Origin of the sequence: Gilliamella apis, from assembly GCF_002142155.1 — a bacterium.
In the GTDB taxonomy this organism is placed as follows: domain Bacteria; phylum Pseudomonadota; class Gammaproteobacteria; order Enterobacterales; family Orbaceae; genus Gilliamella; species Gilliamella apis.
This window is the reverse complement of the sequence record NZ_NASD01000001.1, coordinates 14055-33059: the sequence shown is the minus strand read 5'-3', so window position 1 is coordinate 33059 and position 19005 is coordinate 14055. Positions and strand designations below refer to the sequence as shown.

15 protein-coding genes are annotated in these 19005 nt (G+C 35.4%); 6 read left to right on the top strand and 9 right to left on the bottom strand.

The window, feature by feature from the left end:
* Positions 1-155: 155 nt before the first annotated feature.
* The 6 genes from asnB to polA all read right to left on the bottom strand — a co-directional run bounded on the left by asnB (position 156) and on the right by polA (position 8822).
* Positions 156-1829: an asparagine synthase B gene (gene asnB / locus B6C84_RS00160; RefSeq protein WP_086321141.1), complete on the bottom strand. Its 1674-nt coding sequence runs from the start codon at positions 1827-1829 to the stop codon at positions 156-158.
* Positions 1830-1991: 162 nt separating this feature from the next.
* Entirely contained in the window at positions 1992-2336 is a 345-nt protein-coding gene (locus B6C84_RS00155) for a YdbL family probable chaperone protein (protein ID WP_065577938.1), read from the bottom strand.
* A gap of 141 nt (positions 2337-2477) precedes the next feature.
* Positions 2478-2663 (bottom strand): YnbE family lipoprotein, encoded by a 186-nt coding sequence (locus tag B6C84_RS00150; protein ID WP_173795303.1) that lies wholly within the window; start codon positions 2661-2663, stop codon positions 2478-2480.
* A gap of 18 nt (positions 2664-2681) precedes the next feature.
* Positions 2682-4286, bottom strand: coding sequence for an intermembrane phospholipid transport protein YdbH family protein (locus tag B6C84_RS00145; protein WP_086321140.1), 1605 nt, complete (start codon positions 4284-4286; stop codon positions 2682-2684).
* Between the two features lie 58 nt (positions 4287-4344).
* A complete protein-coding gene (gene gltX, locus B6C84_RS00140) occupies positions 4345-5775 on the bottom strand; it encodes a glutamate--tRNA ligase (protein WP_086321139.1) in 1431 nt (476 codons plus the stop codon).
* 272 nt (positions 5776-6047) lie between these two features.
* Positions 6048-8822, bottom strand: a complete 2775-nt coding sequence (gene polA, locus B6C84_RS00135; RefSeq protein WP_086353719.1) for a DNA polymerase I — start codon at positions 8820-8822, stop codon at positions 6048-6050.
* A gap of 204 nt (positions 8823-9026) precedes the next feature.
* Between polA and folE the strand changes: the two genes are divergently transcribed.
* The 5 genes from folE (at position 9027) to ispH (ending at position 15131) form a co-directional block, all read left to right on the top strand.
* A complete protein-coding gene (folE, locus tag B6C84_RS00130; RefSeq protein WP_065614770.1) occupies positions 9027-9686 on the top strand; it encodes a GTP cyclohydrolase I FolE in 660 nt (219 codons plus the stop codon).
* A 123-nt stretch (positions 9687-9809) separates the two neighbouring features.
* Positions 9810-10745: a bifunctional riboflavin kinase/FAD synthetase gene (gene ribF / locus B6C84_RS00125; protein ID WP_086321137.1), complete on the top strand. Its 936-nt coding sequence runs from the start codon at positions 9810-9812 to the stop codon at positions 10743-10745.
* A gap of 37 nt (positions 10746-10782) precedes the next feature.
* Positions 10783-13590 (top strand): isoleucine--tRNA ligase, encoded by a 2808-nt coding sequence (gene ileS / locus B6C84_RS00120; RefSeq protein ID WP_086353718.1) that lies wholly within the window; start codon positions 10783-10785, stop codon positions 13588-13590.
* Positions 13591-13708: 118 nt separating this feature from the next.
* A complete protein-coding gene (gene lspA, locus B6C84_RS00115) occupies positions 13709-14179 on the top strand; it encodes a signal peptidase II (RefSeq protein ID WP_086353717.1) in 471 nt (156 codons plus the stop codon).
* Position 14180: 1 nt separating this feature from the next.
* Positions 14181-15131 (top strand): 4-hydroxy-3-methylbut-2-enyl diphosphate reductase, encoded by a 951-nt coding sequence (gene ispH / locus B6C84_RS00110; RefSeq protein ID WP_086353716.1) that lies wholly within the window; start codon positions 14181-14183, stop codon positions 15129-15131.
* Here the strand turns inward: ispH and B6C84_RS00105 are convergent.
* The 3 genes from B6C84_RS00105 to B6C84_RS11640 all read right to left on the bottom strand — a co-directional run bounded on the left by B6C84_RS00105 (position 15128) and on the right by B6C84_RS11640 (position 17431).
* Positions 15128-15382: a YfhL family 4Fe-4S dicluster ferredoxin gene (locus B6C84_RS00105; protein WP_065614797.1), complete on the bottom strand. Its 255-nt coding sequence runs from the start codon at positions 15380-15382 to the stop codon at positions 15128-15130. The genes ispH and B6C84_RS00105 overlap by 4 nt on opposite strands.
* Positions 15383-15517: 135 nt before the next feature.
* Positions 15518-15832, bottom strand: a complete 315-nt coding sequence (locus B6C84_RS00100) for a hypothetical protein (RefSeq protein WP_086321134.1) — start codon at positions 15830-15832, stop codon at positions 15518-15520.
* A 24-nt stretch (positions 15833-15856) separates the two neighbouring features.
* Positions 15857-17431: a PT domain-containing protein gene (locus B6C84_RS11640; RefSeq protein ID WP_086353715.1), complete on the bottom strand. Its 1575-nt coding sequence runs from the start codon at positions 17429-17431 to the stop codon at positions 15857-15859.
* Positions 17432-17802: 371 nt separating this feature from the next.
* Here B6C84_RS11640 and B6C84_RS00090 point away from each other — a divergent pair, with 371 nt between their 5' ends.
* Entirely contained in the window at positions 17803-19005 is a 1203-nt protein-coding gene (locus tag B6C84_RS00090; protein WP_086353714.1) for an efflux RND transporter periplasmic adaptor subunit, read from the top strand.

Below are 19005 nucleotides of genomic sequence, written 5' to 3'. Positions count from 1 at the left end.
CAAGCTGAATAAATAAGAAAGGAAAATTGGAGAATAATTGTTTGAATATATTAATTATTTTCATAATCGCATAATCTAAATATGAAAATTTTTAACAAATTATTTAGATATAAAAAAAGGGCATAATGCCCTTTTTCAGATTGAATTAGTTAATACTACTTTTTATAAGCATCATTATGTACACCAACCGCTGCGCGGCCTGATGGATCATTTAGATTTTTAAATGACTCATCCCATTCGATCGCTTTAGCTGTTGAACAAGCTACTGTTGGACCACCAGGTACGCAATGTGCAGCACTTTCAACTGGGAATAATTCATCAAAAATTTCACGATACATATAAGCTTCTTTTGAAGCTGGAGTATTGTATGGGAAACGGAATTTTGCATTTTCCAACTGTTGATCGGTAATTTTGCTTTCGGCAATCTCTTTTAAGGTATCGATCCAACTATAACCTACACCGTCAGAAAATTGCTCTTTTTGACGCCAAACCACTGATGCTGGTAAATAAGATTCAAATGCTTCACGAACAATGTGTTTTTCCATTTTACCGTTACTACCACACATTTTATCTTGTGGGTTAATGCGCATAGCAACATCTAAGAATTTTTTATCTAAGAATGGTACCCGAGCTTCAACGCCCCAAGCAGCCATTGCTTTATTAGCACGCGCACAGTCATACATATGCAGTGCCGCTAATTTACGCACAGTTTCTTCATGGAACTCTTTAGCATTTGGCGCTTTGTGGAAATAGAGATAACCACCAAATACTTCATCAGCACCTTCACCTGATAGAACCATTTTAATACCCATAGCTTTAATTTTTCTTGCCATTAAGTACATCGGTGTTGAGGCACGAATCGTTGTTACATCATAAGTTTCAATGTAATAAATTACATCACGAATTGCATCAATACCTTCTTGGATGGTGAAGTTAATTTCGTGATGAACAGTACCTAAATGATCGGCAACTGCTTGGGCAGCTTTAAGATCAGGTGCACCTTTTAAACCAACCGCAAACGAGTGTAATTGTGGCCACCATGCTTCTGATTTTTCATGATCCTCAACTCGACGCGCAGAAAACTTTTTAGTAATCGCTGAGATAACTGAAGAATCAAGTCCACCAGATAGTAAAACACCATAAGGAACATCAGACATAAGATGGCTTTTTACTGACTCTTCTAATGCTATACGAAGTTCATTGATATCTGTCTTATTATCTTTGACATTATCATATTCCATCCAATCTCGTTTGTAGTAGGTTTTAATTTCACCTTCAGTGCTAGATAAATAACAACCAGGAGGGAAAGCCTCAATAGTTTTACAAACTGGGACCAATGCTTTCATTTCAGAGGCAACATAAAATGTGCCGTTTTCATCATATCCCATATACATTGGGATAATACCGATATGATCACGACCAATAAAATAGGTACCTTTATTAATATCATAAAGGATAAACGCAAACATACCTTGTAAATCATCAAGACAGTTAATACCTTTTTCTTGATATAAGGCTAGGATAACTTCACAGTCAGATCCTGTCTGAAATTCATAACGATCTTTGTACTGATTTCGGAGTTCTTGATGATTATAAATTTCGCCATTTACCGCTAAAACTAGGGTTTTGTCTTTATTATAAAGCGGTTGAGATCCTGTATTAACATCTACAATTGATAAACGTTCATGAGCTAAAATAGCTTTATCAGAAGCAAAAATACCAGACCAGTCAGGTCCACGATGACGTTGTAGACTTGATAGTTCTAATGCTTTTGTTCGTAGTTGTTCTGGATCTGATTTAATATCAAGAATACCTAAAATCGAACACATTGATTTTCTCCATTTAAAATCGCCAAAGCGATACTATTTACAAATAAAACTTATTTTAAATATTATTACAAGCAAAGCATAAAAATAACAGCATACACATTATTGGTTAACAATTAAAGTACAATATCATTATACTTTTTCTATTACTGTAAAAGTTGACTATTATTTTTTTAACCATTGCCCTTGTTGTTTAATATATTGACCAGCTGGTGTTTTTTCTTGTGCTTTAGTTCCTGCTCTATTTTGAACTTCTACTAATGGCACATTACTTTGAGCTGATACTTTTTGATACTCTTGTTTACGAGCCTGATTAATTAATTGAGCAATTTCGCTAGCATTACCTTCATTTTTGACCACGCCTAGGTAACCATCAGCTTGTTCACCAACCAACCCATTAGCTTTGGCTTGACTTAATTCATTAATTGCCTGATCTAAATTTAAAGCAAAAACTGGTAAAGCTAATATTATTGATAATAATGCTATCGTTGCTTTTTTATAGATATTCATAATAACCCCCTTATTAAATACATCATATTAAATTGTATTAAATATGTGTAAAATTTATTAAAAAATCATCTTATGTTCCGCAAGAGTAATTTTTTAGATTCATGACATTATTTGTAAATAACGACCGATAATAATATTAATTTAGTATAAACCTGATTTATTGATAATGTTATCTAAGGCTTTATCAACTTTAATATTAATTTCATGATCAATCTTAACATTCAAATTGATATTAATTGGTTCATTTGGCGCTTGTACCTTGACCGTTGGTGTACAGCCAATTAATACTGCGCTACACACGATAATAGTAATCATATTTTTTAGCATAATATAGCCTCTTATCTATCAAGATTTCCTTTTCAAATACGCTTCAATACGTTTTCGTATGGGTTCGTTAATCTGATCGGAAAGTTGTAAACTTATCAACAATTTTGCAATATTTTCTTCAAGATTAATATTTAAATTTACTGCTTTACCATTCTCAACATCTCGGTTACTGCCTTGGATATTTAATCCTAACTTAGCAATCTCATTAGCATAATTAACCGTACCTGATAATTTAGTATAATGAAAATTTTTAATAATATCAGTGAGAATTTTCATATTAGGATTGGCTTGTGCATAATTTTGCAATGCTGAATTTTCAAACCGTAAAAAGCCCTCATTAACCGTTACTAATTGACCATTTTTGATAATAACTTCGGTCAAAGCAGTGCCTTTTTTAGTAGAAGGCAATAAAGTAATCGGTAAAACACCATCTATCGCCCCTTCTCCAGCTAAGCCTTCGGCGGGATATTTTGTAAAAATATCTTTTAACTGTATCTTTTTTAACCTTAAAGTAAATTTTTGGGGTAATTTTGCTAAATTCAATTGCCCTTTATCAAGAGAAACAGAGCCAGAAAAAATAGCTGCTTGTGCTAATTGCCATTTTACAACTCCTTTATTTGGTGCAGCTAAAGATGCTGAATAACTTCCAGCTAATTTTATTTTTTCAAAAATAACACCAATATTCACTTGTTGAATGGTTAATACTGAAGTTGTAACAGTAAATTGATTATTGTTAAATAAAAGATTTATATCCCCCAAGGCGGATTTAAATTCGCTAGCTTTATATATGCCGTCAAATTTATTAATTGTTAATGTTGATTTGACGTTAACTTGATTTGTTTTAAATGGGATAGGCAATGCTGCATCAAGAGTTAATTTTCCGATCAATGGTTTAATAATTAAATCATCAGAGAAGTTCGCTTTTTCAATATTAACTTGTGCTTTATCGGTACTCTTTAAAGTAAATAGCTTATCGGTTAAAACACCGCTGAATGGTAAAGTTAAACTACCTTTTTCAATACCAAAATACGATAAGGATGTGGTCAAAACACCATTTTCAATTTCAATTGATGAATTTAATTGATTAAATGAGATATCAGCAGCAAGCGTTGCCATATCCTGAGTGTTACTGGCTAAATTGAGTTGCAAAGTATTTTGATTTTTAACTACTGCAACTTTCAGATTAAATAACTCACTATCTTGCTGGTGTAATGTTAAATGTTCAATGTTAATATTTGTTGGTAACCAGGCAATGATTGTCGAGATCAATGAAGGTTCAAAAGTAGATTGATCAAGTTTTTGTAATTGATCATCAGCAACCTTCGCTACAGCTTGTGTATTGGTTAAATCGGCTTTTTGCCAATAGATATCGATATTTTTAGCGCTTAGCTGTGACCATGATATTTTCACATCGCTCGCCGTTACTGATAATTGTGATGGCTGAACAATATTTAGTTCAGCAAAAGATAAACCATCCCAGCTGATGTTAATACCTTGCCAGTCTATCGAAAGATTATATTCATCCTTAAATGCTAACCAATAACGCCATCCAGATAAACCTACTATGATTATAATCAACAGTATAAACGACGGAATCCAATAACGTTTCTTTAAGCGAGCCATAATAAACTCTCAACAAGATAAAGTGAATCGCCGAGTTATTATCGGCGATTAAATGAGATTATGCTTGAGTTTGTTCTCTGTTAGCAATATAAGCCAATGCTTTATCTATTCGGGCTAAGGTGCGTTTTTTTCCAACCGCATAAACAGTAGCATCAACTGAAGGTGATTGACCAATTCCGGTTACAGCAACCCGAAGAGGCATACCAACTTTACCCATACCAACCTCAAGCTCTGCTGCTGTTGCTTCAATGGCATGATGAATTTTATCTATTTGCCAATCAAAATCAGAAATTGCTTCAATTTTAGCCTTAACCACTTCTAATGGCTCTTTGGCAACAGGGCGCAAATGCTTTTTAGCAGCATCAGCATCAAACTCAGCAAAATCTTGATAACAATAGCAACTTGATTCAGCCATTTCTTTCAATGTTTTACAACGTTCGCCAAATAATTTGACGATGGTAATCAAATCTGGGCCTTGAGTTAAATCATAACCTTGTTGATTCATATGCCAAACTAAATGTTGCGCGACATAATCAGCATCTAAATGATTAATATAATGATGATTTAACCAAAGTAATTTTTCAGTATTAAATGCACTTGCCGACTTACTGACTGCATCTAAAGAAAAGTAACTCACCATTTCTGGCACCGAGAATATCTCTTGATCGCCATGAGACCAACCTAGTCTAACTAGATAATTTAATAATGCTTCTGGCAAATAACCATCATCACGATATTGCATAACACTTACCGCACCATGACGTTTAGATAATTTTTGCCCATCATCACCTAAAATCATCGATACATGACCATATTCAGGCAGTGGAGCCCCTAATGCTTTTAAAATATTAATTTGTCGAGGGGTATTATTAATATGATCTTCACCACGAATAACATGGGTAATTTCCATGTCCCAATCGTCTACCACGACACAAAAATTATAAGTTGGTGACCCATCAGTACGACGAATTATGAGATCATCAAGCTCTTTATTGGCAATTTCGATCGGTCCACGAATTAAATCATTGAATATCACAACGCCATCAACCGGATTAGCAAAACGAACAACATGCGGTTCGCTATGGGAATGTTGTTTTTGCACTTCATCACAGCGGCAATGACCATCATAACGCGCTTTTTCGCCTTTAGCCATTTGCTCTTCACGCAATTTTTCTAGGCGCTCTTTTGAACAATAACAACGATAAGCCGTTCCATTCGCCAACATTTCGTCAATCACTTGATTGTAACGATCAAAGCGTTTAGTTTGAAAATATGGGCCTTCATCCCATGATAATTTCAACCAATTCATTCCTTCCATAATCGCTTCAATCGCTTCTGGCGTTGAACGCTCAAGATCGGTATCTTCAATACGTAATACGAATGCACCTTGTGCATGGCGAGTATATAGCCAAGAATAAAGTGCTGTACGGGCACCACCCACATGTAAGTAACCGGTTGGGCTCGGTGCAAAACGGGTTTTAATTTTCATGAAATAATCCTATTAATAACAAAAAAGAACACTCAAACGTCAATTCGTTGCTCGCGCTCTTCTTTATTTAAACTCTTCTCATAAATGAGAAAAGTACTAACATTTTGTAATAAATTCAATTTAGTTGATTATTCTAACATGCCAAAAGGTTTCGGCAAGCCATCGCTAATAGCATAAAATTAACAGCTATTTTATAAAAGTATTGAATAATTAACTATATATTTTAGTATGAAAATCAAACTATAACGTATAAGTTAATTTTAATAAAAAGATTAATGCGCTTCATCCCAATTATTACCAATACCAACATCAACTTTTAACGGTACTGAAAGTTGGTAACAATTCTCCATAATTGATTTAATCAACGCACTATATTCACTCACCAACTCTTCTTTAACTTCAAACACCAGCTCATCGTGTACTTGCATCACCATTCTGATATTACCTGTCGGTTGTTTTTTTATCCACTCACTCATTTTAATCATAGCGGTTTTGATGATATCTGCAGCAGTACCTTGCATAGGTGCGTTAATTGCCGCACGTTCAGCACCGCGTTTTTCAATACCATTGCCAGAAATGATTTTTGGTAAATATAATCGTCTTCCGGATAGAGTTTCCACATAGCCTTGTTGCATTGCCAATTGGCGTGTTTCTTCCATATAAGTTTGTACGCCAGGATAACGTTCAAAATAGCGATCAATATAGGATTGTGCTTCTTTACGAGGAAGATTAATTTGTTTCGATAATCCAAATGCACTCATACCATAAATCAAACCGAAATTAACTGCTTTTGCACGTCGTCTATCTTCGGCTGTAATATCTGCCTCTGGTTTAGTTAATACTTCACTCGCGGTGACCCTATGAATATCTTTATCATTAGCAAAGGCGCTAAGCAGACTTTGATCTTGTGATAAATGCGCCATAATGCGCAACTCTATTTGCGAATAATCGGCTGAAATAATCTTATAACCATTTGGTGCAATAAATGCTTGCCGAATTCGCCGCCCTTCTTCATTACGTACTGGGATATTTTGCAAATTCGGATCATTTGATGACAACCGCCCTGTTACCGTACCTATTTGGTTGTAATTTGTATGAATTCGATGGTCTATTGGACTTACCATCAGTGGTAATTTATCAGTATAGGTATTTTTCAGTTTTGCCAAGCTACGATAAAACAAAATTTTACGCGGTAAAACATACTGCTCAGCAAGTTCACTCAACACATCTTCACTAGTTGATGGATCACCTTTTGGTGTCTTTTTTAAAACAGGTAACTGGTGTTTATCAAATAAAATAGCTTGAATCTGTTTTGGTGACGAAGGATTAAATTTTTCACCTGCTAGGAAATGTAATTCGGCCTCTAATTCTAGCATTTTTTTATTTAATTCAATGGAATAGTCATTTAACTGTTTAGTGTCAATTAACACTCCTGTCCTTTCCATATCGGCCAACACAATCGCCAATGGCATTTCAATATCGGTAAATAACTTGCTGAGCTTTTGGTCTTTTTCCAGTTCAGGCCATAGTTTCTGATGAAGTTGCAGAGTAACATCTGCATCTTCAGCGGCATATTGCGTAGTTTTTTCAACTTCAATAACATCGATAGTGACTTGTTTTTTGTCAACCTTGGTTAATTCATTATAAGTAATAGTTTTAAGATGCAAATAACGATTTGCCATACTATCCATATCGTGTCGTTCATTACTATTTAAGACATATGACTCCAACATTGTATCATAAGCAATACCTTGCACATGGATATCATAATTAGCTAACACACTATAATCAAATTTGGCATTTTGGGCGATTTTCTTAATTGCGGGGTCTTCTAATATTGGTTTTAATTTAGATAATACCTCATTTAATGGTAATTGATCTGGCACACCAAGATATTGGTGATTAATTGGAATATAAGCAGCTTGATGAGGTGTAACGCTTAGCGATATGCCAACCAATTTAGCATGAAGATGATCAACATTATCAGTTTCTGTATCAAAAGCAAACTGCTTACAGTTAGCTAATTTACTGATCCAATCATCTAATTGCTCATGGGTTAATATACATTGATAATCTGTATCAATCTTATCTTTAACGGTATCGTTTTCCTGTGAAAATAATGACATATTTTCAATATCATTAGCAGTTAGTTTTTGTTTTTTTAAAAAATTACCCGCTATTAATTCTTTTTGCCAACGATGAAAACCATAATAAGCAAATAATTCGACTAATTTATTTACATCAATATCTGAAACAAGTAGTTGTTCATTGGTAAAATCTAATGCTACATCAGTTTTAATGGTAGCTAATAGATAAGAAAGCTCAGCATCCTTTTGATTGTCTATTAATTTTTGCTTTAATGATTTAGCACCTCGAATCGATAAATTTTCAATATCGTCTAAATGGTCATAAATATCTTGTACACTATCAAAAGCCGTTAATAAAGCTTGTGCTGTTTTTTCTCCAATCCCAACTACACCAGGTATATTATCGGAATTGTCGCCTCTTAATGCTAAATAATCTATAATTTTTCCTGGTGGCACACCAAATTTATCCATGACTCCTTGCGGATCAAGCACCGTATTATTCATGGTATTAATCAGTGTAACTTTATCACTCACTAATTGCGCTATATCTTTATCGCCAGTACTAATGAGTACCTGAAGATTTTCTTTTTCTGCTTGTCTGGCTAAAGTCCCGATCACATCATCAGCTTCAACACCTTCAATGCAAAGTAATGGTAAACCCATCGCTTTTAAAATGGTGTGAATTGGTTCAACTTGTGGCTGTAAATCTTCCGGCATCTCGTCACGTGTTGCTTTATATTCACTATAAATTTCATTACGAAACGATCCACCTTTAGCATCAAAAACTACCGCAACATGGGTAGGATTATATTGATTCATCAAGCTACGAATCATATTAACAACACCAAAAATTGCCCCAGTCGGTTCACCATTGGCATTGGTTAAAGGCGGACATGCAAAAAAAGCCCGATAAAGATAAGAAGATCCATCAATTAAAATAATTGGCGCATTATTTGGCATAAATAGTTACCCAAATGTTATTCAATTTAATAACCATAAGTATAACCTAATTAACAACAATATTCTTGTTGACTCCGATAATATAGTGTAAAAATAATTCAGATAATAACAATCTTTTATTCAATCCAATTAATGAAAATTACTGTATATCACAATATGAGTAATATATAATGTGACATCTATTTTCGCCTGAGTACTAAATAAATGACAGAATTAAGTCCCGCTGCACAAAAAGTCAAAGAGGCATTAGCAGCTAAAAATCTTGAAACCCCATCATGTCGTTTAGCTATGGAAAATAGCGAACGGAAAGCTAAAATAGAAGCGCACTTCCGAGAAATCATGAAACTCATGGAACTTGATTTGCATGATGATAGCCTTAGCGAAACGCCACACCGCGTTGCCAAAATGTATGTTGATGAGATCTTTTCCGGACTTAACTACCATAACTTTCCCAAAATCACCCTGATTGAAAATAAAATGCAGGTTGATGAAATGATCACTGTTCGTGATATTACTTTAACCAGTGTTTGTGAACACCATTTTGTCACCATCGATGGTAAAGCGACCGTTTCTTATATCCCGAAAGATAAAGTGATCGGTCTATCAAAAATCAATCGAATTGTTCAGTTTTTTTCACAACGCCCACAAGTACAAGAAAGATTAACCCAACAAATTTTGGTTGCCTTGCAAACACTACTCGGTACGGTCAATGTTGCAGTATCAATTGATGCAACACACTTTTGTGTAAAAGCCCGAGGCATTAAAGATTCAAATAGTTTAACCACCACTACTGCGTTAGGTGGCGGATTTAAAACTAATCCAAGTACTCGACAAGAGTTTCTAAGAGCATTAAAACACTATTAATCAATCACAATATTGCTGATACCGCCATAAAAAGGCTAATTGTTATTACGTGCATCTTCAAGAAAGATTGGTATAATTGGCAGCTATTTTAGTGAAAACATAATAATTAACTAACACGCTTTAATGAAGATAATCCGCGGTATTGAGAATTTAAACAATGAATTTACTCAATGTGTAGTTACATTGGGCAACTTTGATGGTGTGCACTTAGGACACCAACAATTAATAAATCATTTAATAGAACAAGGTAAAAAATTAAACTTACCCACAGCGGTCATGTTATTCGAGCCACAACCATTAGAATTCTTCAGTAAGCAGGCACCAACTCGCTTAACTTCATTTAAAGAAAAAGTGCAGTTAATTGAAAAACTCGGTATCGACTATATTATCGCGGTTCCCTTTACCCAAACCTTTGCCAATATGTCAGCTAATGCATTTATTCAAGATTGGTTGATTAAGAAATTGAGTGCTAAATATATTGTTATTGGTGATGATTTCCAATTTGGCCGTGACCGCAAAGGCGATATCAATCTGTTACAACAATATACTCAAAATAACCATTTTTTGGTTGAAAGTATGCCAACCTTTGTTTGGAATAATTTAAGAATCAGTAGTACAGCTGTTCGTGAAGCACTGTTTAATAGTGATTTTGAATTAGCTCGTTGCCTTTTAGGTCGTGATTACGCCATTCAAGGTAGAGTGGTGCATGGTAATGCATTAGCAAGACAATTAGGATTTCCAACCGCCAATATTCATTTGAATCGAAAAAAACCTGCTTTACAAGGGGTCTATTTTGTCAAAGTCAAAAACTGTTGTAGCAATCAATATTATCATGGCATTGCCAATATCGGTATTAGACCAACCATTGAAGGTAAAAAAGCAATTTTAGAGGTGAATATATTTGACTTTTCAGGTGATATTTATGGACAATATTTAGACGTTACCTTTGTCTGTAAATTACGCGATGAGAAAAAATTTGACTCTTTAGCAGATTTAAAACAACAAATTTCACAAGATGTTTGCACTGCGAAACAGATCAGTGCAAAATTAACCAATTAAAAAGTAGTATCAACAAAAATAACTGGAATAAATCAGCATGACAGACTATAAAAACACATTGAATTTACCGGAAACTGGATTCCCTATGCGAGGCGATCTTGCTAAACGTGAACCAGCTATGTTGCAAAATTGGTATGATAAAGAACTTTATCGCAAAATCCGTCAAGTAAAAAAAGGCAAAAAATCTTTTATTTTGCATGATGGCCCTCCTTATGCAAACGGAAAACTTCATATCGGTCATGCCGTTAATAAAATAATTAAAGATATTATCATCAAATCTAAAGGTTTAAGTGGTTATGACTCCCCGTATATTCCAGGATGGGATTGTCATGGATTACCGATAGAACAAAAAGTTGAAGAACAGGTTGGTAAACCAGGCGTAAAAGTGACACCAGCTGAATTTCGCCAAATTTGTCGTGATTATGCGGCTTCACAAGTTGAACTACAAAAAGCTGATTTTATTCGTATGGGTGTACTTGGCGATTGGCAAAATCCATATCGTACAATGAATTATGATACTGAGGCGAATATTATTCGGGCTTTAGGTAGAGTGATCGAAAATGGTCATTTAGTCAAAGGGGCTAAACCGGTTTATTGGTGTACCGACTGTATGTCAGCCTTAGCGGAAGCCGAAGTTGAATATTATGATAAATCATCACCGGCAATTGATGTCAAATTTAAAGCAACTGACAATCAAGCAGTAGCAAACAAATTCGGGATTAATACTGATTTAACTATTTATGCGGTTATCTGGACCACCACACCATGGACATTACCTGCTAGCCGAGGAATTGCGCTTAATGCAACGGTAGAATATCAATTAGTCCAAATCAACGATAAAGAGTGCTTAATTTTAGCTGCTGATTTAGTTGAATCAGTCATGAAACGTGCTGATATCACTGATTGGAAAATCTTAGGTTCTTGCCAAGGTGATGCGCTTGAATTATTACGTTTCAAACATCCATTCCTCGATTTTGATGAGCCAATTGTACTTGGTGAACACGTTACTGTTGATGCGGGTACTGGTGCTGTTCATACCGCTCCAGGTCATGGTGCTGAAGACTTTATTGTTGGTCAAAAATATGACCTTGAAGTAGCCAATCCGGTTGGAGGTAATGGTTGTTATTTACCGGGTACTGGTGCTGGTTTAGATGGTTTATTCGTTTTTAAAGCCAATAAAGTAGTCATTGAGCTATTAAAAGAACACAATGCGCTATTACACTTTGAAAATATTGAACATAGTTACCCATGCTGTTGGCGACATAAAACACCGGTAATTTATCGTGCAACACCACAATGGTTTATCAGCATGGATAAACAAGGTTTACGTGCTCAATCGCTAAAAGAGATTAAACAAGTTCGTTGGATCCCGGATTGGGGTCAAGCTCGAATTGAAACAATGGTGGCAAATCGTCCTGATTGGTGTATTTCACGTCAACGTACATGGGGTGTACCAATGACGTTATTTGTACACAAAGAGACTGAAGAGTTACATCCAGACACACTACAGTTAGTCGAAAAAGTCGCTAAATTAGTTGAGCAAAATGGTATTCAAGCATGGTGGGATGCCGATATTAAAGATCTATTAGGTCCCGATGCCGATGATTATCGCAAAGTACCAGACACGCTTGATGTATGGTTTGATTCAGGTTCAACATTCTACTCAGTTGTTGGCGTACGTCCTGAGTTTGAAGGACATGAAGCGGATATGTATTTAGAAGGTTCGGATCAACATCGTGGTTGGTTTATGTCTTCGTTAATGTTATCAACGGCAATTGATAACAAAGCACCGTATAAACAAGTATTAACACATGGCTTTGTGGTCGATGGACAAGGTCGTAAAATGTCTAAATCGCTAGGTAATATCGTTACACCACAAGAGGTAATGAATAAATTAGGTGCCGATATTCTACGATTATGGATTGCTTCAACCGATTATTCAGGTGAAATGAGCTATTCAGATGAAATCATCAAACGTGCAGCTGATAGCTATCGTCGTATCCGTAATACTGCGCGTTTCTTATTGGCTAACTTAAATGGTTTTGATCCAGCTAAAGATATGGTTAAACCAGAAGATATGGTAGTACTTGATCGCTGGGCAGTCAGTGTGGCAAAAGAGGCTCAAGAACAGATCATTCAGGCTTATGAAAACTATGATTTCCACAAAGTTGTACAACGTATTATGCAATTTTGTTCAATTGAGATGGGGTCATTCTATTTAGATATTATCAAAGATCGACAATATACGGCGAAAAGCGATAGTATTGCGCGCCATAGCTGTCAAACGGCGTTATATCATATTGCGCAAGCAATGGTTCGTTGGATTGCACCTGTTTTATCATTTACTGCAGATGAAATTTGGCAATATCTACCAGCAACAGAAAAATCAGAATTTGTGTTTGAAGATGAATGGTATAACTCTCTCTTTACCTTAGCGGAAAGCGAAACATTGAACAGTGCTTATTGGGCTCAGATCTTAACTATCCGTAGTGAAGTCAATAAGGTCTTAGAACAAGGCCGTAATGATAAAGTTATTGGTGGATCGCTTGAAGCTGCTGTTACACTTTATGCCAATAGCGAAATTGCTACGGCACTTGCGAAATTAGAAAACGAATTACGTTTTGTATTACTGACGTCACAAGCAAGTGTTAAACCGTTAGACAGTGCATCACAACAAGCAGTACAAAGTGATATTCAAGGTCTTAAAATTGAGCTTGCTAAAGCACAAGGCGATAAATGCCCTCGCTGCTGGCATTATACTGTTGATAACAATCCTACCACTCACTTATGTAAACGCTGTGAAGAAAATATTCATGGCAATGGTGAAGTAAGACATTTTGCTTAACCACTAACAGTTAGTGATAGGAATAGAAAAGAGCTATAAAAATAATCTTATAGCAATTAACTAAGTACATTTACCGCCGACGATTGTCGGCGGTATTATAATAATGAGCATAGACTATATGAAAAAAGATAACGGACTTTACTGGTTATTATTAGCGGTAGTGGTTTTTGTTATAGATATCGCAAGTAAATTTTGGATTGTGAAGAATTTTTTCCTTTTTGAATCAGTAAATCTACTCCCCTTCTTCTCGATAACGTATGTCCGCAATATTGGTGCCGCATTCAGTATATTTGAAGGCCAACGCTGGATACTGGCAGCAATTGCCTTTATTGTCAGTACAGTAATTGTTTATATGCTATATCGCAATAAGCATAAACAAAAACTAGAAAACTTCTCATTAGCATTAATTTTAGGTGGTGCGTTAGGCAACCTATTCGATCGCCTATATCATGGTTTTGTTGTTGATTTCCTAGATGTTAATTTTGGTGATTGGCATTACCCAACTTTTAATATTGCCGACTGTGCTATTTGTTTAGGTATTGGAGTCTTTATCCTAAGCAATTATGTAAAACCGAAAAAGATGGATTAACATGCAGATTATCCTCGCTAATCCACGTGGTTTTTGTGCTGGTGTAGATCGAGCAATCACCATCGTTGAACGAGCAATCGAACTGTTTGGCGCACCGGTTTATGTGCGCCATGAGGTCGTTCATAATCGCTACGTAGTTAATCGTCTTAAAGAGTTAGGCGCCATATTTATTGAAGAAATCAATGAAGTACCTGACGATAGTATCCTTATTTTTTCCGCTCATGGCGTATCTAAAGCGGTTCGAGATGAAGCTAAACGTCGTCAACTACGGATATTTGATGCAACATGTCCTTTAGTTACCAAAGTTCATATGGAAGTTGCTAGAGCAAGCTATCGAGGAGAAGAAGTTATTCTTATTGGTCACGCGGGTCATATTGAGGTCGATGGTACTATGGGGCAGTATAGCAATCCTGAAGGTGGTATTTATTTAGTTGAATCCATTGAAGATGTGCAGAACTTGCAAGTAAAAAACGACCAGCACCTCTGTTTTACAACCCAAACAACGTTATCCGTTGATGATACTGCTGAGATAATCTCAGCTTTAAAAAATCGCTTTCCGAATATTCGCAGCCCTCGTAAAAACGATATCTGCTATGCAACCACCAATCGGCAACAGGCGGTTAAACAGCTATCATCTCAAGCCGATGTGGTTTTAGTGGTTGGTTCGAAAAACTCGTCAAACTCAAACCGATTAGCTGAACTGGCAAGGCGAAACAGTAAACATGCTTATTTGATTGATTTCGCATCCGATATTAATTTTGAGTGGCTAGTTAATGCTCGAACTATCGGTGTAACAGCTGGAGCATCAGCGCCAGATATTTTGGTTAAGCAAGTTATCGATCATCTAAAAAGTCTAGGTTGTACATCATTGGTTGAAACCGAAGGAATTTCAGAAAATATCACCTTTGAAATTCCAAAAGAATTACGCATAGAGGTAAAATCAACTAACTAAGAAGAATGGGTTAGTTGCTTAAATTTTTCTAATAACTGCTCTTGGCTTTCGACACAATCTGGATCAGCAATAATCGCATTTTGAATCGGACAAACTCTCTGACAAGTCGAATGATCATAATAACCAACACATTCAGTACATTTATTTGGATCAATTTCATAAGTATCAAACCCCATTGAGATAGCCTCATTAGGGCACTCGGGTTCACACATATCACAATTAATACACTTTTCGGTTATTTTTAATGCCATTGCTATAATATCTTTAACCAGTAAAAAAATTGGCGCCATTATAACGCAGCCTTTGAAAGATTGTTAAGATTAAAGCTATAAAGGCATTGATAGTACATTTTATAACCATTTGTCGTGAGCGCGTGGTTGAACGGCTTAAAGCCTTGCTTCAAGCTCGCTCTTCCACGCGGAAAAACCTTGCAAATCAAATTTATCTTGTAATACATAACCCCATTGTGTTTTTATTGCTTCCGGAAATTTTCCCAATACTTTTGCATTAGGAAATCCCGTTACAATAAGTTTTTCATTATTTAACTTCTTTATCGTTTCTACTCTTAATTTTAGATCTACACCTAATAGCTCACAAACTATATAAGCAGATTGCTCATATAAGTTACAAAATAACCCATTTCCTATAAAACACGCTCGATTTGGTTGTCGAGTTAATAAAAGTTTCTTTTCTATAAGCATAAAACTCCTAACAATTAAAATTTCTTATGGTGTTATACATCCTGTTCCTACTTGGTGAAATCCTGGATTAAAATAATCATAATTATAATAAGAATTTCCTATAGCAAATCCACCGCTAAATCGAAGTCTCGAAGGATTTGTTTCTACCGCCCAACCAGCGGTACCACCAACAAAATCACCTTCGGAATAATAATTTGACCTTAGATTTCCCCATTCGCTGGTTAATCCACCAGTTATATTATTGTTTTTATCCTTAAAACTTATCTTTCTTTGATAATGACTACCACCAACACCGCCATTAGTATATTCACGAACATAAGGCGTCCTATAGGTTCCAGTTGGTAATGTTCCATTACAAATATTTTTGGCATCGCTATAAATAACAAAAGTGACATCTCCAATATACCAATGACCAATTTTAAAGTTATACAGTAAATTACTTTTACCTTTATCTGCATAAAAATTAAACGTTGAAGGGCTGAAAGCATCACCTCCATTTTGAGCTCGGCTAGGGCCTTTTAACGTCACTCTAACCACATGCGTTTTTATTTGATCATTCTCTGGCGTGAGTTCCAAAATTACACCTGAACCATCCTCTGAATGCATGGTTGATCCATTAATATTTATGAACTCTTCTGCCGTGATACCTATCAGCTTAAATTTCAAATATAAATTGTTTGCACCTACAGTTGGAAAATTACTTTCCGGATTATTTATATCTTGCAATTTAAATCCATTTAAAGGATCCCATTGCTCTGTTGGACCAGCATAAACTCCATCCCCAAATTCTAAATTTGGCTGTGCAAAACAAACTTTCGGTTCGACCACTTTAGGATAAAAATAATAAGTATGACTTTTATCATCGATAGTGAGTTGACGGGGATCACCATATTGAGTTTGAACAACCCCCTTGTGGAGCTCGACAGTTAATGCATAAGGAGCATTACACCCTGATAACACTTGCTTTGGATTAGATTTAACTGAATTAGTAATATCTCGACCAAAAGCATCTTTCCAAATTACAGTAAGATTACCTTTTAAACTAGCCTGCTTTGCTGTCAATGGAATTAACTCATCACCATCAGCATCCTGCCAAAATGCATACGGCGCTATTACTAACTGGTCAAATTCTATTTTCGGATAATTATTATTTTGGGATGGCAATGCAACAAAGGTTTCAATACTTTCAAACGTATCTGTTGCCTCTAACATTATGGGTTCATCAACACTTGAGGTGTCAACTACCGCATCTGGATAAGCTTCATGCTCACTCGGGATATAAGAGGTACCATTAGATACTTTTACTCTTAATAACCCTAATGCGCTTGAACCATATTCTTTGGTTAAACCATTATTAAAAGTTAAATGCGGTAATTCACCTTGTATCTTTTGGGAAGTCATCGCTGTTAGCGCATAACTATAATTAGGAATAAGGAAAAGGACTAAACTGAATAGTACTACCTTTAATTGATAAGTTTTAAATTGGCTGGCTGGCTGGCTGGCTGGCTGGCTGGCTGGCTGGCTGGCTGGCTGGCTGGCTGGCTGGCTGGCTGGCTGGCTGGCTGGCTGGCTGGCCTTTAAACAACTGTATTTTAACATAAAATACTCCTATATATCCATATATTTCGTTGTTTTTTAATCTATATTTAATTTTACTATATGGTTATTTTGAATAAGTATAAATAACAAAACTAAACCCTGCAAGCAAAGAATTTTAAGGATTTGTAAAGGTGATTATATAGTTCGGTATAAAATAATTTTTTAACTCGATATTAATATTTCATTGTAATTTTATTTATAGTTTGCCTTTATGATTATAATTGATTTTCAATTGTCTCTATTAATTGTGTTTATTAACACATCAAAACCAATTAATTTTCATAAAAATTACAATTTATTGTCTTTAGTTATCATCGCAAATTAAATTAATACGTTACAATGCTCAAAAAAATAACAAAAGAAATAAAAGGATGAAAAGATTGGCAAAATTCTTAAGAGTTAAATCCATCGTTATTACGGTTATTGGTTTAGTTCTGCTGTACATAGCAAAATTAATTTTGTTTCCTGCTGAACCAAATATTAATTATATAACTTCAACGGTCACTAAAGCGAATATTGAGAAAACTGTACTTGCTGACGGCACTATAAGTGCTTTCAAACAAGTTAGCGTTGGTGCGCAAGTTTCTGGGCAAATTAAAAAATTGTATGTTGAGCTCGGTGATGAGGTTAAACAAGGTGATATGATTGCTGAGATTGATGATCTTAAGCAAAGCAATGATCTTAAACAATCCGAGGCGTCTCTTAACAGCTTAGAAGCCCAACGAACCTCGAAGCAAGCAAAATTAGTCAATTATCAATTAACCTATGATCGTCAATTAAAGTTGGTTAAAAAAGGGGTTGGCGTCCAATCTGATTTAGATTCTGCCAAAGCAGATCTTGATGCAATTAAAGCCGATATTGCTGCCCTTGATGCAGATATTGTTAGTGCTCAAGTTGCAGTTGATACTGCAAAAGTCAATTTAGGCTACACTAAAATACGCGCACCAATTGATGGTGTTATTGTTGCTATTCCAGTTGATCAAGGACAAACCGTAAACTCGGTACAAAGTGCACCTACTATTGTTAAAGTTGCCCAACTGGACAAAATGACTATTGAAGCACAAATTTCAGAAGCTGATGTTATCGGTGTTAAAAAAGGAATGCCGGTTTATTTCACTATATTGGGACAACCAAACAAACGTTTTGATGGACTAACATTGCGGGCAATTGAACCAGCCCCTGACTCAATTAATACTGAAAGCTCAGCAAATTCAAGTACGTCATCGACCACCAAAAGTGCAATTTATTATAACGGCTTATTAGATGTTGATAATCCTGATCATATTTTACGTATTTCTATGACTGCTCAAGTTTATATTGTGCTAGCAGAAGCAAAAGATGTCCTTGCCATTCCATCGCAAGCTATCCAAAAAAATACTGGTAAAAATAAAGCGATTGTTTATGTTCTGAATAATCAAAATAGTATCGAAGAGCGAGAAGTTAATTTAGGGATTAATAATAATATTAATGTTGAAATCAAATCAGGTCTTAAAGAAGGAGAAGTTGTCGTTGTGAGTAGTGCAAATGGTGCAACATTTAATCCAAATAACAAAGGACCAAGGATAAGATTCTAA

Bases quoted from the DNA above. Each gene is read 5' to 3' on its own strand.
- asnB (WP_086321141.1), bottom strand. From the start codon at position 1,829: ATGTGTTCGATTTTAGGTATTCTTGATATTAAATCAGATCCAGAACAA.
- B6C84_RS00155 (WP_065577938.1), bottom strand. From the start codon at position 2,336: ATGAATATCTATAAAAAAGCAACGATAGCATTATTATCAATAATATTA.
- B6C84_RS00150 (WP_173795303.1), bottom strand. From the start codon at position 2,663: ATGCTAAAAAATATGATTACTATTATCGTGTGTAGCGCAGTATTAATT.
- B6C84_RS00145 (WP_086321140.1), bottom strand. From the start codon at position 4,286: ATGGCTCGCTTAAAGAAACGTTATTGGATTCCGTCGTTTATACTGTTG.
- gltX (WP_086321139.1), bottom strand. From the start codon at position 5,775: ATGAAAATTAAAACCCGTTTTGCACCGAGCCCAACCGGTTACTTACAT.
- polA (WP_086353719.1), bottom strand. From the start codon at position 8,822: ATGCCAAATAATGCGCCAATTATTTTAATTGATGGATCTTCTTATCTT.
- folE (WP_065614770.1), top strand. From the start codon at position 9,027: ATGACAGAATTAAGTCCCGCTGCACAAAAAGTCAAAGAGGCATTAGCA.
- ribF (WP_086321137.1), top strand. From the start codon at position 9,810: ATGAAGATAATCCGCGGTATTGAGAATTTAAACAATGAATTTACTCAA.
- ileS (WP_086353718.1), top strand. From the start codon at position 10,783: ATGACAGACTATAAAAACACATTGAATTTACCGGAAACTGGATTCCCT.
- lspA (WP_086353717.1), top strand. From the start codon at position 13,709: ATGAAAAAAGATAACGGACTTTACTGGTTATTATTAGCGGTAGTGGTT.
- ispH (WP_086353716.1), top strand. From the start codon at position 14,181: ATGCAGATTATCCTCGCTAATCCACGTGGTTTTTGTGCTGGTGTAGAT.
- B6C84_RS00105 (WP_065614797.1), bottom strand. From the start codon at position 15,382: ATGGCATTAAAAATAACCGAAAAGTGTATTAATTGTGATATGTGTGAA.
- B6C84_RS00100 (WP_086321134.1), bottom strand. From the start codon at position 15,832: ATGCTTATAGAAAAGAAACTTTTATTAACTCGACAACCAAATCGAGCG.
- B6C84_RS11640 (WP_086353715.1), bottom strand. From the start codon at position 17,431: ATGTTAAAATACAGTTGTTTAAAGGCCAGCCAGCCAGCCAGCCAGCCA.
- B6C84_RS00090 (WP_086353714.1), top strand. From the start codon at position 17,803: ATGAAAAGATTGGCAAAATTCTTAAGAGTTAAATCCATCGTTATTACG.